Source organism: Fusibacter sp. 3D3, from assembly GCF_001748365.1.
Taxonomy (GTDB): domain Bacteria; phylum Bacillota; class Clostridia; order Peptostreptococcales; family Acidaminobacteraceae; genus Fusibacter_A.
This window is the reverse complement of the sequence record NZ_BDHH01000005.1, coordinates 224,118-250,990: the sequence shown is the minus strand read 5'-3', so window position 1 is coordinate 250,990 and position 26,873 is coordinate 224,118. Positions and strand designations below refer to the sequence as shown.

Below are 26,873 nucleotides of genomic sequence, written 5' to 3'. Positions count from 1 at the left end.
AAAAGACACCTTTGTAGCTCTTTCTAAGTACAGAAAGCGGGAATATATAGAGGAGTATGTGCGTTCATCAAAGCAACATGCAGATAGTATGGGGATCAGAGTTTGGGATGCGGATACACTCCGAGGAAGGATGTTTGTACAATTTATATCGCTTTGTTACTACGAATACCTTAGTGAGACTGTACGAACGATGAAGTTATCTCTTGGTGTGCCAAATGGAAATCACGACCACGATCTTAAACAAAACCTTGATCAGGAGAAAAAGCTTAAAAGCTGGCTTGATAACACGCCAATTTATCTACAGCTACAGTGGTTTGATGCTATAGAGGGAATTGAAATATCCTCAGCATTACAATCAAAACGTTGGACTACCGAGATGACAATAAGGGATAACCTGTTTATTCAGAGGCTTGGGCTCAAATCGGGATTTTAATTTGAGTACAGCTTATCTAACTTTTAGGTTAATATATCTAATCTCATTTTCATACTTCCAAGATTGATCTTTTGACAAAAAGTTTCTAATATTTTTATCAGATATTTCTTTTTCTATAATTACTTTATTACTGCCATTTTGTAGTAAGGTTTTTGAAACCTTTTTAATATCTTGATTCATTGATTGTTGTTCTCCAATATAAAGTATGGGGCGTAAAAATTTTTCATTTATAATTTCAAACTCTAAGCAAATTCCATAGTGGTTATTAGCGTAATGAGCCCACATAGGTGAACAATTATAATCTTCAGAAGTAAATGAAGCTATTAATATGTTGCTTTTTAACGCCTCATAAATACTTTTATCTAAATAATTACTAGGTTCCATAAAATAATACTGTGATTCGTATGGATCATTTAACATAGTATATTTACTTGTAAATATTTTGTCATTTTGTAAACTCTCAATTTTCTTTTTATCAAGTCCTTTTATAGAATTGTTTGAAAACCCAATAAATTTATAAATTTTGCTATTAATCATTTTAGTTTCATTACTCCAATTATTTTTGTAAAATCTTTTGGCTAACGTTTCCGCTATTTCCGAAGTCACCGTTCTCGCTGGGCGCTTGGCGGCATTCTTGCCCTAAAAAAAATAAGTCTCTTTTGCAAGAATGATGACAAGCGCACAGTGAGAATTGGCGCGATCGTTGCTTCCTTTCGCAACGATTGTGACGATAGGTGATTTTGGAAATAGACGTGTTAGACGCTGTCGCATGCTCTTAGTCTCCATTTGGTATCGTGCATTAATGGTGGGGCGCCTTAGAGTCACACCATTATCTTGCCCTTAATCACAATGGACCAAACCGTCTTTTCTGATCTTTTCAAAATGAATTATAACAGTTTGAATATGGCATACTTTAATCAAATATATTCGTCTGTTTTGATTATACTTCCTAATGTGTTCGTGCGATGGCGGCTAACGTTCCCGCGGTTACCGAAGTCACTCCTTTTCACCCTTAGGCGAAAAGTGGCGTAGTCCTTGCCTTGCAAGGGCTATGTCATCAGAGTGATTTAGGTAACCGGCGTGTTGGACGAAACCGCTACCGCGGTGACTTTTTAAATCTTTTTGCCCTAGACATATAGTGCTTTCTTTAGATATTCTTATTCTGAATCTAAAAGAAAAGGCGCTATTTTTTATGTCTAAATTATTATCTAAAATGCAAATGGATATGGAACTCAGAGGTTTAAGTCCAAAGACTGTCACTGTCTATCTCAAAGGGGTTAAGAAGATTTCGAAATTTCACAACTTGCCACCTGAGAATCTCTCCTATGATCATGTTCGCGAATTTTTACATGATGCAATTACCAGTAGAAAGCTCAGTCGATCTTATGTAAATTCAAACTACAGTGCCATTAAATTCTTCTTCGAAACTACTCTTGGTCCTGAATGGAATATGGTCGATATTCCTAGAGTGAAACAACCGTCTAAGCTTCCAATTGCTTTAACACCTGCACAGATTCACGCACTTTTTGACTCTGTCACAAATCTTAAGCATAAAACCATGCTTGTAGTCTGTTACTCTTCGGGTTTGCGCGTTGGGGAACTTATGAACCTCAAAGTCTCTGATATTCATTCAGATACGATGCGCATTCGCGTCAGAGATGGCAAAGGCCTCAAAGAACGCTACACGCTTCTTTCGAAAAGTGCTCTTGATCTTTTAAGAATTTACTACAAGCAATATTACCCTAAAGATTACCTTTTTCAAAGCTTCTCAAAAGGCAAACCATTGACGACGCGGAACATTCAAATGGTGTTTAGGACCAAGTGTGATCTCTTGGGATTTCCTAAAGAAGCCACGATTCACAGTTTAAGACACAGCTTTCAGGCACATCTGCTTCTTGCCGGAACCAATGTTGTCGTTATTCAAAAACTGCTTGGTCATTCTAAGCTTTCAACGACCACTGTCTACCTTCATTTAACTACCGCTGACGTGACTAAAGCCATTAGTCCGTTTGATAGTTTGGAGGTTTTTAATGCCTAATCTYCAAGATATTTTTGTGCGTTTCTTTGAGGACTATTGTCAAACCCACAMTCCCTCATATGATCAATATAAAGTCATGAATGCTCTCATGGCTTGTCGTACTTCTAAACTGGGGGGACATCATAATGTTTGCACAAATTGTGGTGAAACTTCTATTGCTTATAATTCTTGTCGTAATCGTCATTGCCCACTTTGTCAGTCTTTCAAAAGAGAAAAATGGCGTGTTGATCGCAACTCTGAACTTTTAAATGTCCACTACTTCCATGTGGTTTTTACTGTCCCTGAAGAACTCAATCCAATTTTCTTTGCCAATCAAGCTTTGATGTACAATTTGATCATGAAGTCTGCTTCTAAAACGCTCTTGTCTCTAGCTGCCGATAAAAAGCATCTAGGAGCTCAAATTGGTCTAACTGGTATTCTCCACACATGGGGTCAAACACTTTCTTATCACCCGCATGTTCACTTTATTGTACCCGGTGGGGGGCTTTGTACTAAAACCATGCGCTTTAAAAAAACCCGAAAAAATTATCTAATTCATGTTAAAATACTCAGTCGTGTTTTTAAAGGCATTTTTATGAAAGCCTTGAAAAAACTTTTTTACGAAGGTCAATTACAAGGTTGGAATACAAATGAATGTGCATCCGCTTTGGACTTTCAAAATAGAATTGATGCTGCCTATTCAAAAGCTTTTGTAGTTTACGCCAAAGAAAACTTTGACTCACCTACTCACGTGGTTAACTACTTATGTCAGTATACTCATCGTGTGGCCATTTCCAATCACCGCATCCTCAAAGTCACTGATGATCACGTCACTTTTAGATATAAAGACAATAAAGACTCCGGAAAAACCAAACAAATGACACTTACTGGCACAGAATTCATACGCCGGTTTTTAATGCATGTACTGCCTTCTGGCTTTGTGAAAATTAGACATTATGGCATTCTCGCTGCTAGAAACAGGCCCACAAAGCTTGCTCACTGCCAGCGCATTATGAAGATTATTCCTTCTAAAAAATCCAGTGATTATACTGCACTTGAGTTTCTAGTCAAATTTATGCGCCTTGATTTTTCTAGGTGTTCAAAATGCCCTTTAGAACCTTCTAATTGTGATACTGTCATGCAAGAGGCTACACCACATATTGGTGCAGGTTAAGCTTTTGAAACTTAATAGATTCTTACACGTCCAAATGATTGAATGTACTTTCATGGGGAGGGGGAATCTATGTCATTGTATCAATTTTTCTATGGATTCACAATCTCATTTTTACCTTTTGTAAGGCGTTTATTCAAAATCTGTTCTAAAAAACCTAAAGAGCAGATCATTGGATACCCAAAGATAATGGTGACGCGGCTTCGCCCAACACAATGTTCCTAAATCACATTTTATGCCTCCTTGAGGCTTATTTTTTTGTGTGATTTAGAAACATTACTTTATGTTATGAGAAGTTTTTTATATGCTAAAATTTCTATATACTTCTTCATTTTTTAATCTTTTTCCAATATAAACCCATTCAGTCAAACTATCTGTTTTATATTCCATAATTTGTTCTTTTAAAAAAGCTTTAAATAACCCTTTAGGTTTTGATGAAAAAACTTTAGTATAAGCATTACCGTTCTTAATTTCAATCAGATACTCAATTTGTTCTCTATGCTGAGTCAAGTAACTGATTTCGATAGAACTAATATTTTGTTCATAACAAACTGGCATCTTCATTGTATATTTTATATTTGGTTGAATTGTGGTAAGTATAAATACATCATCATCTATTTTTAAAACAGGTATACTAGAATTTATTGATTCTACAAATTCATCCTTCAATGCGTCCACGGACACTTTAATGTTAATACTAATTTTAACATCATATATAATTTGTGGACCATTGTTTAATAATCTTAAAAATTGTCCATTCTCAATATATTTTTCAAATATTTTATACCTTACAAAACAATTATTTGCCTCTTTAAAACTATCATTGAATATTTTACTGAGTTCTGAGTAATTACTTGTGTCCATAATTTTAGGATAACCTTTATCTTTTAACGACTCTAGCTTTAATCCACATGATTTTACAATTTCATAGTCTAGTATGACCCTAGCTGACAAACGTTTCTCTATCCTAAGTATTCTAAAGTTAAAAGCTATATTTATCAATGCAATTAACAAAGTGCTAAATATTCCAATATATGTTGAATTTTCTTTCAATATTTCAATTCCATCCTTTGTTAAAGCATATATCTCCATACATTATTCTCCTTAAAAAATTTTTCATAACGTTTCCGCTATTTCCGAAGTCACCGTTCTCGCTGGGCGCTTGGCGACATTCTTGCCCTAAAAAAAAATAAGTCTCTTTTGCAAGAATGATGACAAGCGCACAGTGAGAATTGGCGCGATCGTTGCTTCCTTTCGCAACGATTGTGACGATAGGTGATTTTGGAAATAGACGTGTTAGACGCTGTCGCATGCTCTTAGTCTCAATTTGGTATCGTGCATTAATGGTGGGGCGCCTTAGAGTCACACCATTATCTTGCCCTTGATCACAATGGACCAAACCGTCTTTTCTGATCTTTTCAAAATGAGTTATAACAGTTTGAATATGGCATACTTTGATCAAATATATTCGTCTGTTTTGATTATACTTCCTAATGTGTTCGTGCGATGGCGGCTAACGTCTCGGGGATTCTCGAAGTGCCTTGGTCTCGGCGTTCGCTTGGCGACGTTCTTGATCCAAGTTCACAAGAACGGTGACAAGCGATTAGCTGAGAATTGGCGTGACTCTTGCCTCAGGCTTGCATTAGGCATGCCAATAAAGGCATTTTGAGAATCCTCTGTTATACGATGCCGCATGCACTTAGTCTTTAAAATACATCGCGCATTAATGGCGGGGCGCCTTAGGGTCTCGCCATTATCGCACCTTTAGATTACTATTAACCAATACTTCTTTTTTCTTTTATAATCGTGATGATTTTTAGACAATTATACGGTATGTCTTAGTATCATCTATTTGCTCATATTAAATTTTCAACTTTCTTTGTGCGGTTTCGTGATAACGTYTCGGGGATTCTCGAAGTGCCTTGGTCTCGGCGTTCGCTTGGCGACGTTTTTGATCCAAGTTCACAAAAACGGTGACAAGCGATTAGCKGAGAATTGGCGTGACTCTTGCCTCAGGCTTGCATGAGGCATGCCAATAAAGGCATTTTGAGAATCCTCTGTTATACGATGCCGCATGCACTTAGTCTTTAAAATACATCGTGCTTTAAYGGCGGGGCACCTTAGGGTCTCGCCRTTATCTTTCCTCTGATCACATTTACCCAATACTTCTTTTTTCTTTTATAATCGTGATGATTTTTAGACARTTATACRGTATGTCTTAGTATCATCTATTTGMTCATATTAAATTTTCAACTTTCTTTGTGCGGTTTCGTGATAACGTCTCGGGGATTCTCGAAGTGCCTTGGTCTCGGCGTTCGCTTGGCGACGTTCTTGATCCAAGTTCACAAGAACGGTGACAAGCGATTAGCTGAGAATTGGCGTGACTCTTGCCTCAGGCTTGCATKAGGCATGCCAATAAAGGCATTTTGAGAATCCTCTGTTATACGATGCCGCATGCACTTAGTCTTTAAAATACATCGCGCATTAATGGCGGGGCGCCTTAGGGTCTCGCCATTATCGCACCTTTAGATTACTATTAACCAATACTTCTTTTTTCTTTTATAATCGTGATGATTTTTAGACAATTATACGGTATGTCTTAGTATCATCTATTTGCTCATATTAAATTTTCAACTTTCTTTGTGCGGTTTCGTGATAACGTTCCCGCGATTACCGAAGTCACTCCTTTTCCCTTAGGAAAAGTGGCGCTGACCTTGCCTCGCAAGGGCTGTGTCATCAGAGTGATTTAGGTAATCGGCGTGTTATAAGACGTTATTTTATGTTTTTCAATATTTGCTTACACAACTTTAATCTTTTATTATGAAGTTTTTCTTTTCCAATACTTTCAAAGCCGTCAATGATTGTAGTCATTAATTCACTCTCCCCAAATGGTGGTCGAAGTTTAATTAACTCGTCAATATCAACTCCACAACCAATATCATTAAAATGTTTAAAGTATTTATTTCTATTATTATTTAAGGATACATTCAAACTATATAAACTATAAAAAGACTCAAACATGTTCTCTTCATAACCATCAGTTACTTCCAGTCTATGAAACAAATTATTAGTATTTTGATTCAAATTATCATACTCTTTATATAGAGCTTGATAAGCCTTAATTAATGTACTTATAGTCATTTCTACTTCACTCAGAACCTCGTATGGAATTTCAGGGGTTAACAGATTTTTGATTTCATCATATATATCATCCATTGACCATATACCTATCGCGATATTGTCTCTTTCATTATTTGCATCCCCAACTACTTCTAATAGTTTAGGAGGAATTCCTTTTCTGTCTGACTTTAAAACAAAAATCCACTCATCAATGGATTTCCATTCTCCATCATTCTTCCTTTTTTCAAACCCTTTTAAATCACTTCGAAATTTGCTAATGGCTTTATCTTGCAGATTATTCATAGTCTCAGGCGCAAATATAGCAAATGCAACTTTATCATTCAATATACCATCAACTTTCATATCTCCCTGTTTACCATAATTCTGAGTTTGCTGATATTTTCTCTTGTATTTCTTTTTCATTATTTTTGAGAACATATCTTCAAATGCTTTACCATCAAGATTTTTAAGTTTTTTGTACATATTATTTATTTCGCTCATTTGAGTACCTCCTAATAAAATAATTTCTTATAACGTTTCCGCTATTTCCGAAGTCACCGTTCTCGCTGGGCGCTTGGCGGCATTCTTGCCCTAAAAAAAATAAGTCTCTTTTGCAAGAATGATGACAAGCGCACAGTGAGAATTGGCGCGATCGTTGCTTCTTTTCGCAACGATTGTGACGATAGGTGATTTTGGAAATAGACGTGTTAGACGCTGTCGCATGCTCTTAGTCTCAATTTGGTATCGTGCATTAATGGTGGGGCGCCTTAGAGTCACACCATTATCTTCCCCTTAATCACAATGGACCAAACCGTCTTTTCTGATCTTTTCAAAATGAGTTATAACAGTTTGAATATGGCATACTTTGATCAAATATATTCGTCTGTTTTGATTATACTTCCTAATGTGTTCGTGCGATGGCGGCTAACGTTCCCGCTATTTCCGAAGTCACCGTTCTCGCTGGGCGCTTGGCGACATTCTTGCCCTAAAAAAAATGAGTCACTTTTGCAAGAATGATGACAAGCGCACAGTGAGAATTGGCGCAATCGTTGCTCCCTTTCGCAACGATTGTGACGATAGGTGATTTTGGAAATAGGCGTGTTAGCCGTTGCCACATGCTCTTAGTCTCAATTTGGTATCGTGCATTAATGGTGGGGCGCCTTAGAGTCACGCCATTATCTTACCTTTGATCTCAATGGACCAAACCGTCTTTTCTGATCTTTTCTATATTAGTCACAAGATTTTGCTGATTACACTGTATATCTCATTTTTTTCACTTGCTCATATTTACATCCTAATGTGTTCGTGTGGTTGCGGCTAACGTCTCGGGGATTCTCGAAGTGCCTTGGTCTCGGCGTTCGCTTGGCGACGTTTTTGATCCAAGTTCACAAAAACGGTGACAAGCGATTAGCTGAGAATTGGCGTGACTCTTGCCTCAGGCTTGCATGAGGCATGCCAATAAAGGCATTTTGAGAATCCTCTGTTATACGATGCCGCATGCACTTAGTCTTTAAAATACATCGTGCTTTAATGGCGGGGCACCTTAGGGTCTCGCCATTATCTTTCCTCTGATCACATTTACCCAATACTTCTTTTTTCTTTTATAATCGTGATGATTCTTAGACAATTATAAAATATGCCTTAGTATCATCTACTTGCTCATATTAAATTTTCAACTTTCTTTGTGCGGTTTCGTGATAACGTTCGTATTCCCGACCCTAAATGCAAAATAACTGCACCTAGAGTGGGGTTTGCGTGAAAACATTTCGGGAAAACTACTCCAATCGGTCTAGAGGATTTATTATCTTCTGTAGCGACGCAGTAGATACATGCGTATAAATCTCAGTCGTCTTAGTACTAGAATGTCCCAAAAGTTCCTGTATATATCTGATATCCACACCCGAATCAAGCAGATGCGTTGCAAACGAATGCCTTAAACTGTGAAAAGTCACATACTTGTGAATATCAGCCTTCTCCGCCGAAGCATGGAACACCTTCTGTAAAGTTCTCTCCGACAATCCTTTACTTCTATCGGCATTCTCAAAGACAAAGTGCTTCGGCCTGTAAACCCTATAATAATCCGTCAATTGCTCAAGCATTTTGATCGACAGCGTACTGATGCGATCTTTGCGCCCCTTTCCTTGCTTTACATTCACAAGCATCCGATCACTATCAATATCCTGCAAAGTGATATGAATGACCTCACTAACCCTAAGACCACATGAATAAGCCAACATAAAAGCCGTTTTATGCTTGATATTTGTCGTAACCTCGAACAATCGCTTCACTTCCTGTTGGCTCATAACCTTTGGTAACTTGCGTTCTTTTTTAGGCCGAAGTAACTTCAAAAACGCTTCTTCTCTCACATTCGTATTAACCTTAAGATACAACTTAATCGCATTGATGGCTTGATTGCAATATGAATGACTGCATTTTTTCTCTTCAATTAACGTCATGACATAACCATTGGCTGTATCAATCGAAAAAACTTCAGTAGAATAGGAGACATACCGCTTAATATGATTGATATACGTTTTGATTGTCTTTGGGCTATAACCCTTTTGAACCAAGTGACGTCTCACCTTTTCAAGCGCATCCTCTTCATTAAGCCCTTTTGTCTTTATCAATCCCTCATTTTTACCAACATGCCAGGGCTTATCCACCGCTACAGTACTGTCGCCATTCATATACTTTCCTAAAAAATGACCTTTTCTTTTGACTTTAGAATCAAGTTCATCTTTAAGCGCCATCAAAGCTTCATATTTATGAAGCGGAAAAGTCCATAAATATAACTCTGGATTCCATTTTCCCAATCCGATTTTTTTTAGCTGATCAACAATTTCGGATTCATATCTAAATTCAACCTTCACAATACCATTTTCAATCCAAACTTTCATACAATCCTCCTTTATTATAGCAATTCCTGTTTCTAAACCAAAGTATTTTTTACAAAAAGTACAAAATTTATTTACGATTAACCTACTCTTCAATATTAAAAAATGAGTCCTACACCTCATAAGCAGACATAAGGTATATAACCCTTGTGGTGATGTCCCTTACCTTTTAAAGTGGGGGTTCATATTCCTAATTCAGAAACTCCCGCTGAATGCAATCCGATAGGATTGCAAGGGGGTTACGAAGATAGCAAAACGGGCTAAAATATACATTATTAGTCTTTAATTGCATTATATGTATTCATATTATATACCATTTTTTTCCTGATTGGAATGCTCAAAAAAAATAAACCTCCTCAGAGGTTCTAATGCGTGTCTATTTTATAGACACCTCAAGCCTGAATATCTAAAACAATCTCAGAACTTTGAATTTGATTTTTTCCCATGCGTTTTGCATGATAGAGGAGCTTATCCACCTCATTGATGAAAAAATGATGTTGATTCATCTCAACTACAGGTCTATATGCACCAACACCTAAAGAAATGGTAATTTGAATTTCTACCTGATCATACTTAAAAATATTGCCTTCAATACACATTCTGACTTTCTCAGAAATCATAATGGCATCTTCTAGTGACGTATTGGCAAATACAAGCGCAAACTCTTCCCCACCATATCTAGAAATGAAATCTGTTTTTCTAAGCGTGTTCTTGATGAGATCGGCAGTGTCCCTTAAAAGATAATCCCCAACCAAATGACCATACGTATCATTGACTATTTTAAAATTATCAATATCAATGAGCACCAAACTGACCACCTCCCCAGTGACTTTAGAACGGTTGATCAACGCCTTATAGTAGAGATAAAACGATTTGTAATTATTCAGATTTGTAAGATGATCTGTATACGCCATTTTTTTTAATTCTGCATTTTTCTGAATCAGTTCTTGTCTTTGAATTTCCTTTTCTTCATAAATAAAATGGATATGTTCAAGTGTATTTTGAATGATGTAGTTGACCATGATATAAATGAGCGTCGTAACCAAAAAATCAATTAAAACATCGCGTTTGAGCCCTACGAGCACAAGGGTACCCGCGTGTAAGCCGATCGTATACATCAAAACAAAATACTTATTTTCGCTGACCGCTCTTAAAACATGCAATATCAGGAACACATACAAAATATGCGAAAAAATAGGTGTAATATCACTGAAAAGAACGATCCCAAGACCATAAATCAGCCCCTCAATAAAGATAAATCTTTTGCGCTTCAATATTGAGATTGAAGCATTCACTTTAAGACTTTCGCTTACATATAGCCCAAAGAACACAAGCAAATAAAAGCCATACCCCATAAAGTAAGCATAAAAGGCAGGTGTCTTTAAATCCTTATCCAACATTCTAAAACAAAATAGCATAATGATATAGATTATAATTTGAACACTTAGATAAAATTCCTCTAAATACTTATCATAATCAGATTTAAGTCTAAGCATTTGAACACCAACCATAACTCGGATCATGAAAATCTTGATTGGCTTTTAAATCTTCCCATTTTGGCCAGAGGTTCACAATTGCATTCACAATTACAGGATCAAACTGTCCGCCACTACACCTTTCAATCTCTTCTCTACAAGCCTTCATCGATACTTTATGACGATACAAGCGTTGTGATGTCATAGCATCAATCGCATCACTAACTGCCAGAATTCGAGATTCAAGAGGAATCTGGTCACCCTTTAACCCGTCTGGATAACCACTCCCATCATAGGCTTCGTGATGATGTCGAACAATGATGGCAATGTCCTCAAGCTCTTTTGATTTCTTGATAATTTCATAGCCCATTTCACTGTGCTTTTTCATCATTTCATACTCTATAAAAGTCAACTTCCCCGTTTTATTCAAAATAGCATCCGATATGCCGATCTTGCCAATATCATGTAGATGCCCTGCGATGTGTATTTTATCGAGTCGTTCACCTGTGAAGCCCATAGAAAATGCAATATCACTTGCCATCTGAGCCACACGATCAGAATGCCCCTTAGTGTACACATCTTTTGCTTCCAGTGCACTAACAAGGCATTCAATAATATCATGATAATATTTATATTTAGTTTCTTCAAACATAGTCAACCTCAAATTTTCGTTTTGTAACGATATTGATTATCATTCGCAGTATACAATATTGTGATTCTAATGTCAATATTACATTACGTTTATCTTATCCGATTTTACACATTGCATTTATCTTAACCGGTTTACAAGTCTTTTGGATAAGTTTACACGCTCCACTTTAAACAAAAAAAACCGCCCCCAAAAACAAACAGTCGTGAGCGGTATTACAGATGTCAAACAGGATTTCTGTTCCAAAAGCAATCCTGTTGATTTTACAGATGAAGATATACGGGGCATCATCATGGCCATTTATTAAGTCAAGTCTGGATTACTATCTAAAGCTATTTCTAACGCTTTAATCGCATTTAGGCGGTCGCATTCGCTCATTTTCTCTTTCTTGAGATCATCCCACGGATATACAGCGCCGTTGATCATTCGCGTTACGAGTTTGCCCGATGCTTCAGAATTGCCCTTTAAATGAGGGGCATCTAAAATGCCGACTTTCACCGCGTGTGCCAAATTGTATGGGTCCGTCAGAGGATCGTAATCATCGCCTTGCGCCTTATCCTTTGCAAGATCTGTGATCGCATCTAAAATCAACTGGACCTCACGGTTGAGAACCTCTATACGATTGAGTATTTCTAAATCCCCCATAAAATCGGGTTGCCCTAAGAGCGCATTTTTAATGACACCTTGCACAATTTCGCAGCTTTCAATGACTTCATTTGCCTCTGCCGCATGATCACCTTCACAGAACCCGACGACATGTATGATATCTGGTTTTAACATAAGCGCCAGCATCGTTGAAGCCGCCAGTTGACCTTTAGCGATGTTCAGATTTGGAGACATGTGTAATAGTCCAGCTCTCACTTGGCGATAAGACTTAAAATGTGCATCATGCAGACCTTCTATCCATTGGATTTTGCAGAGCATTTTTGCAAGATCCATCTTTCCAGATGTGCCAGGAGGTGTGTTGAGCATATACTGAGCGATATAGCTGTTCACGCCGAGTTTTTTGGCATTATAGGCTGCTAAATAAGCCATCGCCACTGCTATGCTGTCATGAGATTCTCTCAAGCTCCAGTGATGTGATTCGTTTACTTCTAGGGGAATCTTTCGCTCAGCATACCATTTCATAGCTTCTTGATTTTCGCGAATTGCATTTTCAAGACTTCTTTTAGACCGACCGTCTAAATGGCTATACCACATTAAGGGCACAGCACCCCATTCATTGGATAATGTTCGGGTTGAGAGCTCTGCCCATTGAATTAGATCCCTTGTGCCACTGTAAATGCGCATGAGCGGATAATTTCCAAATTGGCTACTCCCCTTTAATTTTATCAAATCTTCTGCCGTTCTAACCGGTACGCCACCAGAACCCTCTAACTCAACATTCATCTCTGATGGCCTAAAAAAGGATTCTTGTGCATTTTGATCTGGTGCGATAGAAATGATATCCAGAACACCTGATTTTGATATGGTTTCTATGCCCTTAATTGTTTCAGATAAATTGGGTAGCCCAAAGTGATGTCTCAAAAGAGGCACAGGCCTGCTGATTTTAATGCGATCTATTAAGTTTTGAGCGTTTTCAGACGGCTTGTATTCACCCTCCTCATCTCGAAATACCCGCATCACTTCACTTGCTCTCTCTAACCCATTAAAGGTATAGTGAAATACGCCCAGTGCTCGCATCACTTTACAAACTGGCTCAGTACCTCCAAAGACCATGATCGCATCCTTTTTTTGGATTAAGGGGATCAGTGCTTTGACTAAGGTCTCTCCCACTTGAGGCGTCAACCGATAGCCTATTGAAATGACATCTGGGTTAAGCCGGTTAATCTCTGCCGCAAAATAATCAAGCTCAACAGCAGGCCCTAAAAAATGAGTTTCACATCCAATAGATTCCGCCAGTTTTAAAAAATTCATAACCCCAGCAACATGTACACAGTTGCCAAGAGCTCCCGCAACAACAACTCTTTTCTCCTGTCCATTTTCTTTTATCATTTTTTCCTCCATGGCAATCTACCTATTCCCTAACAATATAAATTGTCTCAAAGCCTTTAAATCCATGTCTTCAATGCCCATGTCCTTTAGACCTCTTCCGGTTTGTAAATAGTCTACCTGATGCAATTGTGACCCCAAAAGGATGATCGCATCTATGGTGGGGGTTTCAACCTCACCCAGTTTTCCAAGCATGGCAATCGGTACGAGGCTCATGGGAATATCCTCAGAAATATAACGATGATAAACGGTTTTGGGTGCTTTGATTCCATCATAACCTCTGTTGCTTCTAATGGCTTCAAAGAGTGTTCTGCCGACGGCATCATAAGCTGTATAAAGCCATTCCCTCGCAGTCATGGCTCTAAAGCCCAAGGATTCAGCAACAGCCACACGCTCAGCATCCATTTTTTCCAAAATAATGGCCACTGAGGGCGTAATGCCTTCTGTATAATAATCGAAGTCACCATTCGTGCTTTCTATTCGACCTGCATTCAAAACCGTCACTGCGGGATGAAAAATAGCGCCGATGTTATCAAGACTCGTTTTCATGACATTATCGCCTGAGACAAATTGTGGCAAAGCCCTTCTGAGCTTTTTTACAACATTTGGCGTCATATGTGCTGGAATCGCAGCTATGGGAATGCTATTTTTAACTCTGAAAATCTGCGTTTGAGCTGGATTGACAGATCGACTTGCATAGAGTAGCGTTTGTGTTTCGCATACCGTAATTTCTTTTTCACACCCTAAATTTCGAATCGTATTGAGCACTTGAAGCGCGCCACCCGTCCTTCCCGGATTTAAAATAACGATCTGATCTGCCTCTAAGTGTGGTGCCAGTTGTTCTGCAATATATTGATGTCCGTTGGCCGGAATGACCACCATGATTATCGTGCGTCCTTCTATAGCTTCTTTAATATCATTTGTCACAATTTTAAGAGGCGCAAACCCCCTTGGTATGGTTTCGCAACTTGTGATGATCTCTATGCCTCCGAGTTGTTGAATCGATCTCAGTCTTTCCTTACCCCTGTTGTATAGGCTCACATCAAATCCCATCAAGGATAGATGTCCCGCCATGGCTGTGCCGCCATGACCTGCTCCTAAAACAGCAAATTTGATTTCATTTTCCATTTTTGTCACTTCCTATTCATTTTTTTTAACAAAAAACGACTATCTGGATAGATAATCGCTCATAAGCAAAAAAACCTCCTTCCCTTCGAAGCTTCCGAGGTTAGCTGACGGATTCGGACAGAAAGGAAATTGCCCTACTAAACTTTCGTTTAGATTCACCCCTAATAATTGGTTCCCCCGTATTCCATGTATGCGTACATGGAAATTCAGCAATAGTATATTCAGTTGACCTATAAATGAAATGCATAAATTTTATTTATAAAAATTTTGTTTGTAAATATAAATGGTCTAACTTGATTATAATAATAAAAATCATTCTCTGTCAAGGCGAAAACAAGAACTTAACATTCACGTCAATCGGCTAGCTTAATCAGACCCTATCTTTATTCAATGAAACCCTTTTCTTTCAAGTATTTGACCGCAATTTCTTTATGATCCTCATGATTGATGTCCACTTCACAATTTAACATTTGAATGGTTTCAATATCGATTTGTCCCGACAATTTAGTGAGGATGGCTTTGATCTCAATTTATTGTGCACTACCTTCTAACAAAATCTTACCGATGAGTTCACTGCCCAAGTGATATGAAGGTCCCTCGCCAATGGTTGCCACGATATAGGCTTCTTGACCATAGCTGTGGATGAACACCGTTTTGCCATTTTCAAGTTCTATGTTCATCGTTAAGCCTGCGATCATTTCCACATAAGCCGTATCCATGATAAAACTTTCATTAAAAGCCGTTTCTATTGCCTTAATTTCTTCTTCTGTAAAAGTTCTGTCCACCACATTGCCTTCAAGATCTCTCAATGTGATTGATTTGATGTCTTTTATGGCTTTAGCCTCTTGTATTGCCTTTGCTGCCTCTTCTGTCATCTTTGGGCTTGTCCCTGATGCGGGATCCGTTGTAGGTTCTGCTATGGGTTCTGTTGTGGGTTCAGCCACAGGCTCTGACACTGGCAAGTTTTGCGCATCTGTATTTGGATCTGAAGAGGGTTCTTCATCTTTCTTTGCACAGCCTGTCAATCCCATGAGACCAACGCTTATAATAATACATCCGATTAGTAAACTTTTTTTCATAGATTTGCTCCTTTTATAGGGGTTAAATTTAAATGTCTATAGACTTCAAAAAGACTATAGGGTTAAGACGCATAAAATATCAAAAAGTTCCATTACAATCCATAAGGATTCAAAAAATGCGCATAAAGTCATAGACAACAGAACCTTTTTCGTGTTAGATTAAAGAAAACCCATGGAGGATTCAATGAAAAAAGGATTTGATTCAGAAAAGTATCTTGAAGAACAATCGAAATTTATTCTCGAGCGTGTGCATAATTTCGACAAGCTCTACCTTGAATTTGGGGGTAAACTCATCTACGATATGCATGCCAAACGCGTACTGCCCGGTTTTGATGAAAACGTCAAAATTAAATTGTTGCAAAAATTAAAAGACAAACTCGAAGTCATCATTTGCTTTTATGCAGGTGACATTGAGCGCAATAAAATCCGTGGCGATTTTGGCATCTCTTATGATATGGACGTTTTAAAACTCATCGATGACCTCAGAGGCAATGGTCTTGAAATCAACAGTGTGGTGATCACGCGATATGAAAACCAACCCGCAGCAACCGTCTTCATCAATAAACTAAAGCATATGGGCATCAAAGTGTATAAGCATAGACCTACGAAGGGTTATCCTACCGAAGTCGATACCATCGTCAGCGACGAAGGCTATGGCCAAAATCCCTATATCGAAACCACTAAACCCATTGTCGTCGTAACGGCTCCAGGTCCTGGTAGTGGTAAACTTGCAACTTGCTTAAGTCAACTTTATCATGAAAACAAACAGGGACGTAAAGCAGGTTACTCTAAATTTGAAACCTTCCCCGTGTGGAACATGCCTCTAAAGCATCCTCTCAACATCGCTTACGAAGCTGCAACCGTGGATTTAAAAGACGTCAATATGGTGGATCCCTTCCACCTAGAGACCTATGGCGAGGTGACGGTGAATTACAACAGAGATGTGGAGACCTTCCCCGTTTTAAAACGCATTATAGAAAGAATTACAGACACAGAATCTATGTATCAATCCCCAACAGATATGGGGGTCAATCGAATTGCCTTTGGCATCACTGACGATGAAATCATCAAAGAAGCCTCACGACAAGAAATCATCCGTCGTTACTTTAAAACAGGGTGTGAATACAAAAAAGGGCTCTGTGATTTAGATACCTTTAATCACTCAAAGATGATCATGGAAGAGCTTCAGCTCAAACCCAACCATCGCATTGTGGTGGAGCCTGCCAGAGCTTATTCCAAGGCATTGGCTGAAAAATATGCTGTCGATACGATTGTCCCTACCATGGCGCTGGCACTTCATAACGGTGATATCGTTACGGGTAAAAACAATCAAGTCATGGATGCCGCAGCTGCCTGTATCCTGAACGCACTTAAAAAATATACGGGCATATCTGATGACATGCACTTACTGTCACCTGCTATACTCAACCCGATCATTAAATTGAAAACCGAATCCCTTGGCGATAAAACAGCCCTTTTGGATTTAGAAGAAGTTTTAATCGCACTCTCAATCAGTGCTGCTTTTAACCCAATCGCTCAAGTGGCACTAGATGCACTTGAGAGCATCAGAGACTGTCAAGCACATGCAACCGTTATCCTGCATAGTAATAACGAAGCCACACTTAGAAACCTCGGAATTGATCTCACAAGTGATCCAGAATTTTCATCTACAAGCCTTTTTTATGGCAACTAAAATGCCAGAGCTAAAAGCCCATAGATAAAGATTTATAGATAATGGCATCCCCCTGAAATATAATAAGCGCCATAGGCACACGCCCTGAAAATAGCGTATGTCTATAGCGCTTTATCTGTTTAATAAAGCCCATAACATCCAACCCATAAGACTACAGAAATACAAGCTCTGATAAGATGATGCTTAACAAGAGGTTTGCCATAAAGTTTATACCCGTTCATGACCGCTGAGATATGAACAGAGATTAATCCCAAGCCCAATATAAGTGCCCTCATCATCAAAGTCATTTCCTTGTTGACAAATGCAAAAATAACAACTGCACCTCCAACGAACATCAGTGCACTGGAAAGCCTTCCAAGCCTCTTCTGTGGAAACATCAACGCCCCTGTAAACAGCATAATTAGACCATAGAAAACACCCAATACCATTAACCCAATCTTCATCTCGTTCTCCCTCTTCGCTAAATCTCAAGTGCCTTTAAAATAGATGTCACCATTATTTCATATTCTTCTAAGAGATTCAACCCTTTTACATCCTCTAAATCCTCTAAATCCTCTAAATCCTCTTCAGTCGCCAAATAAGCACTCAACCCCTCTTCCTTTAAAAGCATATACTGTATCGGCGCAACGATTTGAATTGCCATGTACTTGAGTTCACGATTGTTTAAAGTGGGCTTAATTTCACTGAGCAAGGTCAAAAGCGTCTCTGGCGTGCTGAACCTGTTGCTTAAAAGTTCCTCTCTAATCAAATAGGTAGCGTAGGGCTTGTACTGGCAAACCACCAGCGCCATAGCCTTTAAAAAGGCTCTCAACTTTAACTCCGGTGGATCATTGACATCTGCAAACGATTGAAAAGCCTGCATTGCTGCATCATCAATAATCGTCGAAATGGCTGCCACAATGAGATTTAGTTTGTTGCCAAAATGGTAATGAATCAACCCTGTTGCCACATGCGCTTCATAAGCAATTTGCCGCACCGTTAAAGATTCAAGTTCAAAATCATCTTCTAGAAGCGCTCGAACGGATTGAATTAAATGGTTCTTTATCTCTGAATTCTCTGGCTTTATAGACATGGTCACTCCTTTACTGAACTACTCAACACTTTTAAAAAGCTTATCTGCAGCCTCAATGATTTCTTCTCGGTGACCAAAGAGCATATGCCCTCCCATTTCAAAGGATAATAACTGTGACCCTTTGATTTGTTCATGCGTATACGCTGCATAGCGAAAGGGTTGAAGCGTATCATCCTCAGCATGAACAACTAATGTGGGCACTTTTATCTCCCAGATGGGATAATCTTCAGGTAAGAGACTTTTAAACTGAATATTGGCATTGTAGATCCCCGCCTTTCTAAGTGAGATTGGACTCATACTCCCAAAGAACTCTGTTGCCATGATCTTTTCATCATCCGTCATCTGCGCTTGAACCGCTTTGGAGACCCCCAGCACGCTGGAAAGCTGTGATGACATATGTTCTGTGATCATCCAAAATAGAAAGTCATGCTCAAAAATCGTCCCAAATACTGCGGCTTGAACTGGCGTTTGCTCAGGTGGCGTTTGGCTCTTAGCCGCAATCATCGTAAGGGACTTTGTATACTCTGGATAAAAGATACTGAACTTTAGAGCAGAGGGCCCGCCATCGGATACACCCACCACATTGACCTGCTCGATACCAAGTGCGTCTAAAAGTGCCTTATAAAGTGCCGCTTGATGATCAGGCGTGGCATCCTCTGGCAAAGGCGTATTGACATAGCCAAATCTTGATATTGCAATGATTTTACAATTCTCAGGCAAAAGATAATCTGCAAGTAAAAGCCCTTGATCATAACCCCCGCCAGCACCGTGTATCATCAATACAGGATATCCCTCTCCACGAATGGCATATTCGATGGTCCCTACTTCTGTGACCATCATCTGACTGCCCTCATTTAACTTTTGAATTTGACTTGCCTTAACTTTTGAAAATTGATGATAAGCATACCCTAAATATAAAAGGCCTAATCCTAAAGCTATTAAAATAACAATGCCTATTTTTTGCATAAATGGTTTCATTTTTTCTCCTCTCTTGAACATGTTCAGCTAATCCTAGTGTACTGATTAAACCTTATAAAATCAATAGCCCTAGCGTTCAAATCGAAGCCTTTGCAATTCAACAGGTTAGGCGATTGGTTTAATCATTTTTATGTATCTCGTGTATTGTGAATCCAAAAATGCTAAAATGACAGTATTAAAAATACCCTTAATCGAGGTGCTCAATTTGTCAAACTACAATTTACTGCTTATAGAAGATGATCCTGATATCTGTGAAATATTAAGCCATTACCTCATCAAAGAAGGCTATGCAGTTGAACTTGCAACGGATGGCGAACTCGGTCTTGATAAAGCCCTCCACAACCACTACGATTTACTACTTTTGGACCTAACACTTCCCAAATTGCCCGGAATAGAAGTTCTAAAACAGCTCAGAGAAAAAAATCAAATGCCAATCCTTATTGTTTCCGCTAGAGATACAGATCTTGATAAAGCTTTGGGATTAGGATTTGGGGCCGATGATTATATAGCCAAGCCCTTTTCCTTGATTGAAGTTTCGGCTAGAATCAGTGCTGCAATCAGGCGTGCAACGCGTTATAGTGGTCTGAGTACACCTTTAGAGCTTCAACCCAATACAAACAAACCCTCCAATTTTATAGAAATAGGTATTCTTAAAATGGACTTTGATAATTATACCGTCTATAAGAATAACCAATTTATTAAACTCACAAACAAGGAATTTGGTATCTTAAGACTTTTAGCCACCAACCGCAAACGCGTCTATTCAAAAGCGCAACTCTATGAACAGGTTTGGAAAGAAAACTATTACGGCGATGAAAACGTGATTAACGTCCAAATTCGAAGATTACGAGAAAAAATTGAAGATAATCCCTCTGACCCTAAATACATCGTGACCATTTGGGGTATCGGTTATAAATTTGGTGAATTATCATGATGACAGCGCTTATCTTTTTGTCGATTCTATGGATAGCAACGCTCATCGTAGCGCTAAGGCAGTATAGCCAAAGAAAATCTATTGAAAAAGACCTCCTGTATATTACTTCTAAACTGGAAATGATTATGGAGGGGGATGAAATGATCCGACTCTTTACAGATAATCCAACGGTCATAGAACTTCAAAAGCAAATCAATCAAAATTTAGAGATCATTAGACGCATCAGAGCCAATGAGCATCATAATGAAGCCAACATGAAACGCATGCTCTCTAATGTCTCTCACGACTTAAAGACCCCATTGACTGTTATTTCAGGATATCTTGAAATGCTTTTAAAAGATGAAAATTTAGAGATCCGAGAACAAAAACGGATTTTAGAACGTGTTCACTCAAAATCCATTGAAATCATAAACATTGTCAACTATTTCTTTGATCTAGCCAAAATTGAATCCGAGGACTACCCCATCCCATTAGTGCCGGTTGATCTTCACGAAATCTGTAAACAAAACATTTTACACTTTTACTCTTTATTTCAAAAAAACAACCTTGAAGTCTCCATTGACATTCCGGATACACCTAACGTCATCCATTCAAATGTAGATGCCTTAAATCGCATTCTGAACAATCTGATTTCTAATGCCATCCGTTATGGTTATGAAGGCGGTATTGTTGGCATCAAGGTTAAAACAGACGATTCCTTTGTAACCCTCACGATATGGGACAAGGGTAAAGGGATAAAAGAACAGCATTTAAATCAGGTTTTTGAACGCCTTTATACATTAGAGGATTCCAGAAATAAAAACTATCAGAGCAGTGGTATTGGCCTCACGATTACAAAGCGCTTAGTGGAGAGGCTTGGCGGCGAGATTTTACTTAAGAGTGTGCCCTATGAGTTGACACAATTCATGATTAAACTTAAGAAATAAGTAAGAAACACGTAAGAGAAATGAATGATCCCTATCCTATCATTATAGGTGAACGTACGACACAATATTAAGTGAGGTTACAAATGAATACCATTCTTAAAACACATAACTTGACAAAAGCCTTTAATGGCATCGAAGTCATTTCAAATGTGAATATGACCATTAAAAAAGGTGAAATTTACGGTTTTTTAGGCCCAAATGGCGCTGGAAAAACCACGCTTATGAAACTCATCATGAATCTGCTCAAACCTACGTCAGGCAGAATTGAACTCTTTGGCGAAGCATTGACCTATGATTCATATGAATTTCTTAAGCGGATTGGCAGCATTATTGAAAATCCAGTCTTCTACGATTGGCTAACAGGATACGAAAATTTAGAATTGCATTGTCAATACATGGGCTATCATCAAGACAAATCTATCGAAGAAGCCCTACAACGGGTTGCCTTGACGGACATTAAAAAGAAGAAAGTAAAAGAGTACTCGCTGGGTATGAAACAAAGACTTGCCATCGCACGTGCCCTCGTCACAAGACCTGAACTCTTAATTTTAGACGAGCCTATAAATGGCCTTGATCCCGTGGGCATTAAGGATATGCGAAATCTTTTTCACAAATTAAGCAAAGAATACGGTGTTACTATACTCATCTCCAGTCATATTATCTCTGAAATCGAACAAATTGCAGATAAAATTGGGATTATAAAAAAGGGCCGACTGATACAAGAAATCAAACTAGAAGACACCCGTATTGAAAATAAGGCTTGTTTTGAACTGATTGTGGATGATAGTCAGAAAGCTTCTCTGATATTGCTGGATACGTTGAACATTGAAAACTTTAAAGTTCTAGATCACAATACCATCCGCATCTATAATTTTGAGCATTCTCAGACTCAAATCATGAATGCACTCATTCAAAACGGTATTCAGCTTGAGTCCTTTCAAAAGAAAATGGATTCTTTGGAAGATTACTTTCTAAAAAACGTCGCAGGAGGTGAAATCATTGCTTAAATTGATGAAACTCGAATCTCAAAAATACAATATAAAGCGTTATATTTTTAAATCTATTGTCATCACTTTGATCCTACTTTCCATATTGCTATTGATCTTCTTTGCGGACCAAAAAGAAAGCGAAGTGGTTTTTAAAGATATCAACCAAACCTATATGATTACTAAAACGCTGGTGAATATAGTTTTCCTTATTTTGGCATCTGTCATGTTAGGCCGGATCGTTATCGGCGAATATGATAAACAGACCATTTCCCTTTTATTCTCTTACCCTATAAGTCGAAAAAAATTAATGCTATCCAAGATTTTACTCATTGGGATATTTATCGCATTTGCCATAATCCTCTCTACAACGTTCTTAATGTCCACTTTATATATAGTGAGTCATATTTACTATGAAATGCCCTTTAACTTAACACCACAAATCTATTTGCCATTAATGCTCAACATGATCATTAACAGTATTGCATATACTTGTCTGAGTAGTATCTGTCTCTATTTTGGCCTTAAAAAAAATTCAAGCACAAAAACAATTATCGTTGGTGTGATCATCGCATTGCTCTTAGGATCAAACATTGGAGATTTCACACTTGGAAATATCATTTTAGTGCCTATATGTTTTGCAGTTGTCGGTCTCCTATTTACAAAAACGCTCATAAAAAATATTGAACAAAACGATATTTAGATTCATGCAATTTAGATTCATGTGATTTCGGTTTCACTCCAGTAGGTTTTCACTCTACGTTCTAATCTATATTATGATAAGACCACCACATCTAATGCACCTGTCTCAGGGTGCATGAGCATGCCGTGGATTCTGACATCTTTCGGCATGAGGGGATGATTTCGAAGCTGATTGACACTCTCATGAATTGCATCTTCTGGAGACTCAAAGCCCTCTAACCACTTGTCGATATCTATACCCGAATACTTGAGCATTTCCAGTGTTGAAACTTCAATGCCACGTTCAATCGCTTTATCTAACAGCGCTTTGCCATCTAAATGACACATGCCACAGCCGTAATGCCCAATGATGAGGACATCCTCAACACCAAATTCATAGACTGCAACGATAATACTTCTTACAATACTGCCAAAAGGATGCATAATCGTTGCCCCTGCATTTTTAATAAGCTTTGCATCTCCATTTTTAATGTTCAGAGCCTTTGGCAAAAGTTCTGTAAGTCGCGTGTCCATACAGGACAAAATCACAATCTTTTTTTCTGGTATACCAGAAGTTATCAACGTCTTGTAAGCCTCATTCAAGACAAATTCTTTATTATAAGCTAAAATTTCTTCTATTCTGCTTTTCATAAATCCACATCCTTTTGTATAAATATTTAAAACTAATTATACAAATTCTCAGAGAAATGTCAACTTCTATCTGAAATTATTAAAAATCAGATACAATATGAACTTGATTCCTGTAAAAATACACCAGAAGTTTGTCATAACTATTATTTTTTTATAGTAATTTTAACAAAAATAATCTATTATTTCTAAAAAAAAGGGTATATAATGTGTGAAACCAGACACATAAGGAGGCAAATTCATGAAAGTCATTGTAATTGGAAATGGCGCTGCTGGCATTTCAGCAGTGGAAAGCTTAATCGAAAATCAAGTTGATACCCACTATGATATAAAAATCATTACCAATGAAGACGCATCTATCTATTATAGACCCATGTTATCCGATTATATTTCGCAGTCCGCTCTGCCGAATCGGTTCTTTCTTCACCCCTTTGCATGGTATGAAGAAAATAAAATCGAACTCATTCACGGCATTCCCGTCGTTGAAATTTTAAAAGCAAAAAAACAAATCAAACTTCAAGATGACCGTTTCTTGCCCTATGATAAGCTTATTATCGCGACAGGCAGTTATAATTTCATCCCACCACTTGAAGGCGTCGCTCTGCCAGAAGTCAAATCGCTTAGAACCTTAAAAGATGCAGAGTTCATCAAAAAGATGGTCAAACCCTCTAAGCATGCCGTTGTCATCGGTGGTGGCCTGCTTGGATTAGAACTCGGCTGGCAAATGATTAAGCTTGGGCTCAAGGTCACCGTGATCGAAATGATGGAACGCCTCTTGCCGAGACAACTGGATGCTGAAGCCTCTGGTCTGTTTTTAGAAAAAGTGGAAGCTACAGGCATGCAGATCATAACAGGTGTCGGGACAGATTCAATTCTAGGGGATCATCATGTTGAAGGCATAAGGCTTTCAAATGGGAAAACCATCACTTGTGATTATGTCTTCATTTCCATCGGAATTAAAGCCGATATTGCTTTAGCGGAGCAAGCTGGACTTGAAGTTGGCAAAGGGATCACTGTAAATGCTCAAATGCAAACCAGTGACGCAAATATTTATGCTGCTGGTGATTGTGCTGAATACGACGGCATCAATTATGGCATATGGCCCGAAGCTGTGTTACAAGGCAAAACAGCAGGGCTAAACATAGCAAATCAAAAAACTTCTTACGAGACCTTGGTTCCGTTCAATATCTACCATGGTATGAATATGCGCCTTTTTTCGATTGGTGATGTGGGCAGTCTTGGAGAAAAGGCCTATGAGATCATCCGTTTTGAATATGATGATCATTTTGAAAAAATCTTCTTTAAAGAGGGCATTATTACAGGTGGTATTTTAATCGGCAATATATCAAAGTCAGCTAAACTCAAAAGTGCACTTTTCCACAAGTTGACCAAAGAGGCTTTTTTAGAGTCACTTAAATCTTAATCTCATACAAAAATCCTCCTACGATGTTTCTTCAACATGGATAGGAGGATTTCCTTTGTAAATGATCTCTATGATTATACCGTTTTGAAATGTGAACTGCCTTTAATTCGATCTGAAATTTGTTGCATGAGTGAAATGATCTGATGGCTAATTTCATCCGCTTCTTTATAGATTGAAAGCGCCTTTGAACGCTCATTGCGCTCGATGGCTTTTACAATTTCACCACCGCTTTTATGAAGTTTATGATGTAATACATCTATGGCTTGCCAGTCCTTTATGATCCTTGGTTCATCCACAATAACAGAATGATAAAAGTGACCAAACGCACATTTTTTGTCATCGATTTGAAGTGGCAGTAACGTTTCGTTTTGCACGATCTCTTTTAAGGTCTTCATCCAGTTTTGATGTGCAATGATTGCTTTGTCGACTTCTTGAGAAACCTTGGTCAATTGGATCGCATTCTTCCCCCCATGTAAAGCGCCAAGAGAAGATTTGACCACTTTTGAGAGTGCATCATCAATTAAAGCAATATTTTGGGCTAAAGTCTCACTGCTGGATGCGTCTTCTAAAATAGATTTGGTCATAACGCTGAGCGTTTCTGCATCTTGACTTGATGTTTCCATGGCCTGTGTGATTTCATCTGCAGAACTTTTGATATTTTTTACAGCGTCATGTACGACATTTACCGTTTTAATAGTGGTTTTTAGCATACTGACATTTTGATCCATTGTATTTGAAATCACATCGATTTGCTGGCTCATATCACCTGTTGATCTCAGCGTATTATTCATACTTTCAATGCCTTCACCAGCAGTTACCTTGATCGCATCCACGAAACCACGCATCCTGCCTAAGCTGTCCTTTGTGGTTTCTGCAAGTTTCCTTATTTCTTCTGCAACAACTGCAAATCCTCTGCCATGTTCTCCAGCACGTGCCGCCTCAATAGATGCATTTAATGCTAAGAGATTCGTCTGAGCGGCAATATTGTCCACATCTGCAACAATATTATTGATTTGATTTGTCATTTCAACCAATTGTTCAATTTGGATTTTCATCTGGTTGGCATCATTCATGACTTCTTCTTTAAGCTCGACCACAGTATTAATCTGTACAACCCCTTGTTCGTTACTGGATTGAAGTTCTCTAGATTGTTGACTGAGGTGCTCCAGTTTATCGGTGACATCTGATATGGTTTCGTTGACAGTGATCATGCTTGCTGTGGTCTCTTCCACAATTGCAAGGTTGGACTCACTTACATTTGAAAGTTCGGACGCAAATACCTTTAGTTTTTTAGAAGAATGAGACATATTTACATCAAATCCACTGATCTCTGTGGTAATGCTCAATAGCTTTTGCGCATTTTCACCAAATACTTTCTCATTTTGAAACAACTTTTTGAAAGTGGTCATGATGTCTTTATGAATGTGATATTCTATTACAGGTTCTTCATGGACATCGCCATCCATATATTGATCCACATACTTTAAAATACAAACTGCTTCTTCACAAGGTTTTTTCTTAAACAATCTCAGTTTTTTTGACATAGGTCTCCCTCTTCTTAATTTGATTTAAAT

At 38.3% G+C, this 26,873-nt stretch carries 23 protein-coding genes, 1 pseudogene and 1 riboswitch; of the genes and pseudogenes, 9 read left to right on the top strand and 15 right to left on the bottom strand.

The window, feature by feature from the left end; all coding sequences use genetic code 11:
- A pseudogene (locus F3D3_RS08370) lies at positions 1-433 on the top strand (transposase); the annotation flags it as partial.
- A gap of 12 nt (positions 434-445) precedes the next feature.
- On the opposite strand, the gene F3D3_RS08365 reads toward F3D3_RS08370, so the two are convergent.
- Positions 446-1,039, bottom strand: a complete 594-nt coding sequence (locus F3D3_RS08365; RefSeq protein ID WP_175438325.1) for a DUF2971 domain-containing protein — start codon at positions 1,037-1,039, stop codon at positions 446-448.
- A gap of 586 nt (positions 1,040-1,625) precedes the next feature.
- On the opposite strand from F3D3_RS08365, the gene F3D3_RS08360 reads away from it, so the two are divergent.
- Both F3D3_RS08360 and F3D3_RS08355 read left to right on the top strand, forming a co-directional pair.
- On the top strand, positions 1,626-2,471 hold the full coding sequence (locus F3D3_RS08360) for a site-specific integrase (protein WP_069872940.1): 846 nt from the start codon (positions 1,626-1,628) through the stop codon (positions 2,469-2,471).
- The gene (locus tag F3D3_RS08355; protein WP_069872938.1) at positions 2,464-3,624 is read left to right on the top strand and encodes an IS91 family transposase; all 1,161 of its coding nucleotides are present in this window, start codon (positions 2,464-2,466) and stop codon (positions 3,622-3,624) included. The genes F3D3_RS08360 and F3D3_RS08355 overlap by 8 nt, the downstream gene beginning before the upstream one ends.
- Positions 3,625-3,921: 297 nt before the next feature.
- Here F3D3_RS08355 and F3D3_RS08350 read toward each other — a convergent pair whose 3' ends face one another.
- The 8 genes from F3D3_RS08350 to F3D3_RS08310 form a co-directional block, all read right to left on the bottom strand.
- Positions 3,922-4,713, bottom strand: a complete 792-nt coding sequence (locus F3D3_RS08350) for a hypothetical protein (protein WP_069872936.1) — start codon at positions 4,711-4,713, stop codon at positions 3,922-3,924.
- Between the two features lie 1,680 nt (positions 4,714-6,393).
- On the bottom strand, positions 6,394-7,242 hold the full coding sequence (locus tag F3D3_RS08340) for a hypothetical protein (RefSeq protein WP_069872932.1): 849 nt from the start codon (positions 7,240-7,242) through the stop codon (positions 6,394-6,396).
- A gap of 1,274 nt (positions 7,243-8,516) precedes the next feature.
- Positions 8,517-9,638 (bottom strand): tyrosine-type recombinase/integrase, encoded by a 1,122-nt coding sequence (locus F3D3_RS08335; protein ID WP_175438324.1) that lies wholly within the window; start codon positions 9,636-9,638, stop codon positions 8,517-8,519.
- Positions 9,639-10,027: 389 nt separating this feature from the next.
- A complete protein-coding gene (locus F3D3_RS08330) occupies positions 10,028-11,158 on the bottom strand; it encodes a GGDEF domain-containing protein (protein ID WP_084388907.1) in 1,131 nt (376 codons plus the stop codon).
- Complete coding sequence (locus F3D3_RS08325; RefSeq protein ID WP_069872928.1) at positions 11,124-11,762, bottom strand: HD-GYP domain-containing protein; 639 nt, start codon at positions 11,760-11,762, stop codon at positions 11,124-11,126. Before F3D3_RS08325 ends, F3D3_RS08330 begins: the two co-directional genes overlap by 35 nt.
- A gap of 300 nt (positions 11,763-12,062) precedes the next feature.
- A complete protein-coding gene (locus tag F3D3_RS08320) occupies positions 12,063-13,754 on the bottom strand; it encodes a cobalamin B12-binding domain-containing protein (RefSeq protein WP_069872927.1) in 1,692 nt (563 codons plus the stop codon).
- Between the two features lie 18 nt (positions 13,755-13,772).
- Positions 13,773-14,879, bottom strand: a complete 1,107-nt coding sequence (locus F3D3_RS08315; protein WP_069872925.1) for an NAD/NADP-dependent octopine/nopaline dehydrogenase family protein — start codon at positions 14,877-14,879, stop codon at positions 13,773-13,775.
- Between the two features lie 74 nt (positions 14,880-14,953).
- A riboswitch (cyclic di-AMP (ydaO/yuaA leader) is annotated at positions 14,954-15,101 on the bottom strand.
- A 308-nt stretch (positions 15,102-15,409) separates the two neighbouring features.
- Positions 15,410-15,958, bottom strand: a complete 549-nt coding sequence (locus F3D3_RS08310; RefSeq protein WP_069872923.1) for a hypothetical protein — start codon at positions 15,956-15,958, stop codon at positions 15,410-15,412.
- Between the two features lie 184 nt (positions 15,959-16,142).
- Between F3D3_RS08310 and F3D3_RS08305 the strand changes: the two genes are divergently transcribed.
- On the top strand, positions 16,143-17,651 hold the full coding sequence (locus F3D3_RS08305; RefSeq protein ID WP_069872921.1) for a DUF1846 domain-containing protein: 1,509 nt from the start codon (positions 16,143-16,145) through the stop codon (positions 17,649-17,651).
- A 10-nt stretch (positions 17,652-17,661) separates the two neighbouring features.
- Here F3D3_RS08305 and F3D3_RS24910 read toward each other — a convergent pair whose 3' ends face one another.
- The 4 genes from F3D3_RS24910 to F3D3_RS08290 are packed head-to-tail and all read right to left on the bottom strand — an operon-like array spanning position 17,662 to position 19,701.
- The gene (locus tag F3D3_RS24910) at positions 17,662-17,784 is read right to left on the bottom strand and encodes a hypothetical protein (protein ID WP_255364381.1); all 123 of its coding nucleotides are present in this window, start codon (positions 17,782-17,784) and stop codon (positions 17,662-17,664) included.
- A complete protein-coding gene (locus F3D3_RS08300) occupies positions 17,771-18,094 on the bottom strand; it encodes a hypothetical protein (RefSeq protein ID WP_069872919.1) in 324 nt (107 codons plus the stop codon). The genes F3D3_RS24910 and F3D3_RS08300 overlap by 14 nt, the downstream gene beginning before the upstream one ends.
- A gap of 17 nt (positions 18,095-18,111) precedes the next feature.
- Positions 18,112-18,723 carry a TetR/AcrR family transcriptional regulator gene (locus F3D3_RS08295; RefSeq protein ID WP_069872917.1) on the bottom strand — a complete coding sequence of 204 codons (612 nt, stop codon included), beginning with the start codon at positions 18,721-18,723 and terminating at the stop codon, positions 18,112-18,114.
- An 18-nt stretch (positions 18,724-18,741) separates the two neighbouring features.
- Complete coding sequence (locus F3D3_RS08290) at positions 18,742-19,701, bottom strand: alpha/beta fold hydrolase (RefSeq protein ID WP_069872915.1); 960 nt, start codon at positions 19,699-19,701, stop codon at positions 18,742-18,744.
- A 166-nt stretch (positions 19,702-19,867) separates the two neighbouring features.
- Between F3D3_RS08290 and F3D3_RS08285 the strand changes: the two genes are divergently transcribed.
- From F3D3_RS08285 to F3D3_RS08270, 4 genes are all read left to right on the top strand, one after another.
- A complete protein-coding gene (locus tag F3D3_RS08285) occupies positions 19,868-20,635 on the top strand; it encodes a response regulator transcription factor (RefSeq protein ID WP_069872976.1) in 768 nt (255 codons plus the stop codon).
- On the top strand, positions 20,632-21,561 hold the full coding sequence (locus tag F3D3_RS08280) for a cell wall metabolism sensor histidine kinase WalK (protein WP_139132051.1): 930 nt from the start codon (positions 20,632-20,634) through the stop codon (positions 21,559-21,561). Before F3D3_RS08285 ends, F3D3_RS08280 begins: the two co-directional genes overlap by 4 nt.
- Positions 21,562-21,644: 83 nt before the next feature.
- Positions 21,645-22,568, top strand: a complete 924-nt coding sequence (locus F3D3_RS08275; RefSeq protein ID WP_069872913.1) for an ABC transporter ATP-binding protein — start codon at positions 21,645-21,647, stop codon at positions 22,566-22,568.
- Positions 22,561-23,250: an ABC transporter permease gene (locus F3D3_RS08270; RefSeq protein ID WP_069872912.1), complete on the top strand. Its 690-nt coding sequence runs from the start codon at positions 22,561-22,563 to the stop codon at positions 23,248-23,250. The genes F3D3_RS08275 and F3D3_RS08270 overlap by 8 nt, the downstream gene beginning before the upstream one ends.
- A 71-nt stretch (positions 23,251-23,321) precedes the next feature.
- Here F3D3_RS08270 and F3D3_RS08265 read toward each other — a convergent pair whose 3' ends face one another.
- The gene (locus tag F3D3_RS08265) at positions 23,322-23,879 is read right to left on the bottom strand and encodes a carbonic anhydrase (protein WP_069872909.1); all 558 of its coding nucleotides are present in this window, start codon (positions 23,877-23,879) and stop codon (positions 23,322-23,324) included.
- A 238-nt stretch (positions 23,880-24,117) separates the two neighbouring features.
- Between F3D3_RS08265 and F3D3_RS08260 the strand changes: the two genes are divergently transcribed.
- Entirely contained in the window at positions 24,118-25,299 is a 1,182-nt protein-coding gene (locus tag F3D3_RS08260; protein ID WP_069872908.1) for an NAD(P)/FAD-dependent oxidoreductase, read from the top strand.
- A gap of 74 nt (positions 25,300-25,373) precedes the next feature.
- Here the strand turns inward: F3D3_RS08260 and F3D3_RS08255 are convergent, their stop codons facing one another.
- Positions 25,374-26,843, bottom strand: a complete 1,470-nt coding sequence (locus F3D3_RS08255; protein WP_069872906.1) for a methyl-accepting chemotaxis protein — start codon at positions 26,841-26,843, stop codon at positions 25,374-25,376.
- Positions 26,844-26,873 lie beyond the last annotated feature (30 nt).

Bases quoted from the DNA above. Each gene is read 5' to 3' on its own strand.
- F3D3_RS08295 (WP_069872917.1), bottom strand. From the start codon at position 18,723: ATGTCTATAAAGCCAGAGAATTCAGAGATAAAGAACCATTTAATTCAA.
- F3D3_RS24910 (WP_255364381.1), bottom strand. From the start codon at position 17,784: ATGGGCTTTATTAAACAGATAAAGCGCTATAGACATACGCTATTTTCA.
- F3D3_RS08285 (WP_069872976.1), top strand. From the start codon at position 19,868: ATGACAGTATTAAAAATACCCTTAATCGAGGTGCTCAATTTGTCAAAC.
- F3D3_RS08360 (WP_069872940.1), top strand. From the start codon at position 1,626: ATGTCTAAATTATTATCTAAAATGCAAATGGATATGGAACTCAGAGGT.
- F3D3_RS08325 (WP_069872928.1), bottom strand. From the start codon at position 11,762: ATGTTTGAAGAAACTAAATATAAATATTATCATGATATTATTGAATGC.
- F3D3_RS08315 (WP_069872925.1), bottom strand. From the start codon at position 14,879: ATGGAAAATGAAATCAAATTTGCTGTTTTAGGAGCAGGTCATGGCGGC.
- F3D3_RS08320 (WP_069872927.1), bottom strand. From the start codon at position 13,754: ATGATAAAAGAAAATGGACAGGAGAAAAGAGTTGTTGTTGCGGGAGCT.
- F3D3_RS08340 (WP_069872932.1), bottom strand. From the start codon at position 7,242: ATGAGCGAAATAAATAATATGTACAAAAAACTTAAAAATCTTGATGGT.
- F3D3_RS08330 (WP_084388907.1), bottom strand. From the start codon at position 11,158: ATGATCCGAGTTATGGTTGGTGTTCAAATGCTTAGACTTAAATCTGAT.
- F3D3_RS08300 (WP_069872919.1), bottom strand. From the start codon at position 18,094: ATGAAGATTGGGTTAATGGTATTGGGTGTTTTCTATGGTCTAATTATG.
- F3D3_RS08290 (WP_069872915.1), bottom strand. From the start codon at position 19,701: ATGAAACCATTTATGCAAAAAATAGGCATTGTTATTTTAATAGCTTTA.
- F3D3_RS08335 (WP_175438324.1), bottom strand. From the start codon at position 9,638: ATGAAAGTTTGGATTGAAAATGGTATTGTGAAGGTTGAATTTAGATAT.
- F3D3_RS08310 (WP_069872923.1), bottom strand. From the start codon at position 15,958: ATGAAAAAAAGTTTACTAATCGGATGTATTATTATAAGCGTTGGTCTC.
- F3D3_RS08260 (WP_069872908.1), top strand. From the start codon at position 24,118: ATGAAAGTCATTGTAATTGGAAATGGCGCTGCTGGCATTTCAGCAGTG.
- F3D3_RS08265 (WP_069872909.1), bottom strand. From the start codon at position 23,879: ATGAAAAGCAGAATAGAAGAAATTTTAGCTTATAATAAAGAATTTGTC.
- F3D3_RS08275 (WP_069872913.1), top strand. From the start codon at position 21,645: ATGAATACCATTCTTAAAACACATAACTTGACAAAAGCCTTTAATGGC.
- F3D3_RS08280 (WP_139132051.1), top strand. From the start codon at position 20,632: ATGATGACAGCGCTTATCTTTTTGTCGATTCTATGGATAGCAACGCTC.
- F3D3_RS08305 (WP_069872921.1), top strand. From the start codon at position 16,143: ATGAAAAAAGGATTTGATTCAGAAAAGTATCTTGAAGAACAATCGAAA.
- F3D3_RS08350 (WP_069872936.1), bottom strand. From the start codon at position 4,713: ATGGAGATATATGCTTTAACAAAGGATGGAATTGAAATATTGAAAGAA.
- F3D3_RS08255 (WP_069872906.1), bottom strand. From the start codon at position 26,843: ATGTCAAAAAAACTGAGATTGTTTAAGAAAAAACCTTGTGAAGAAGCA.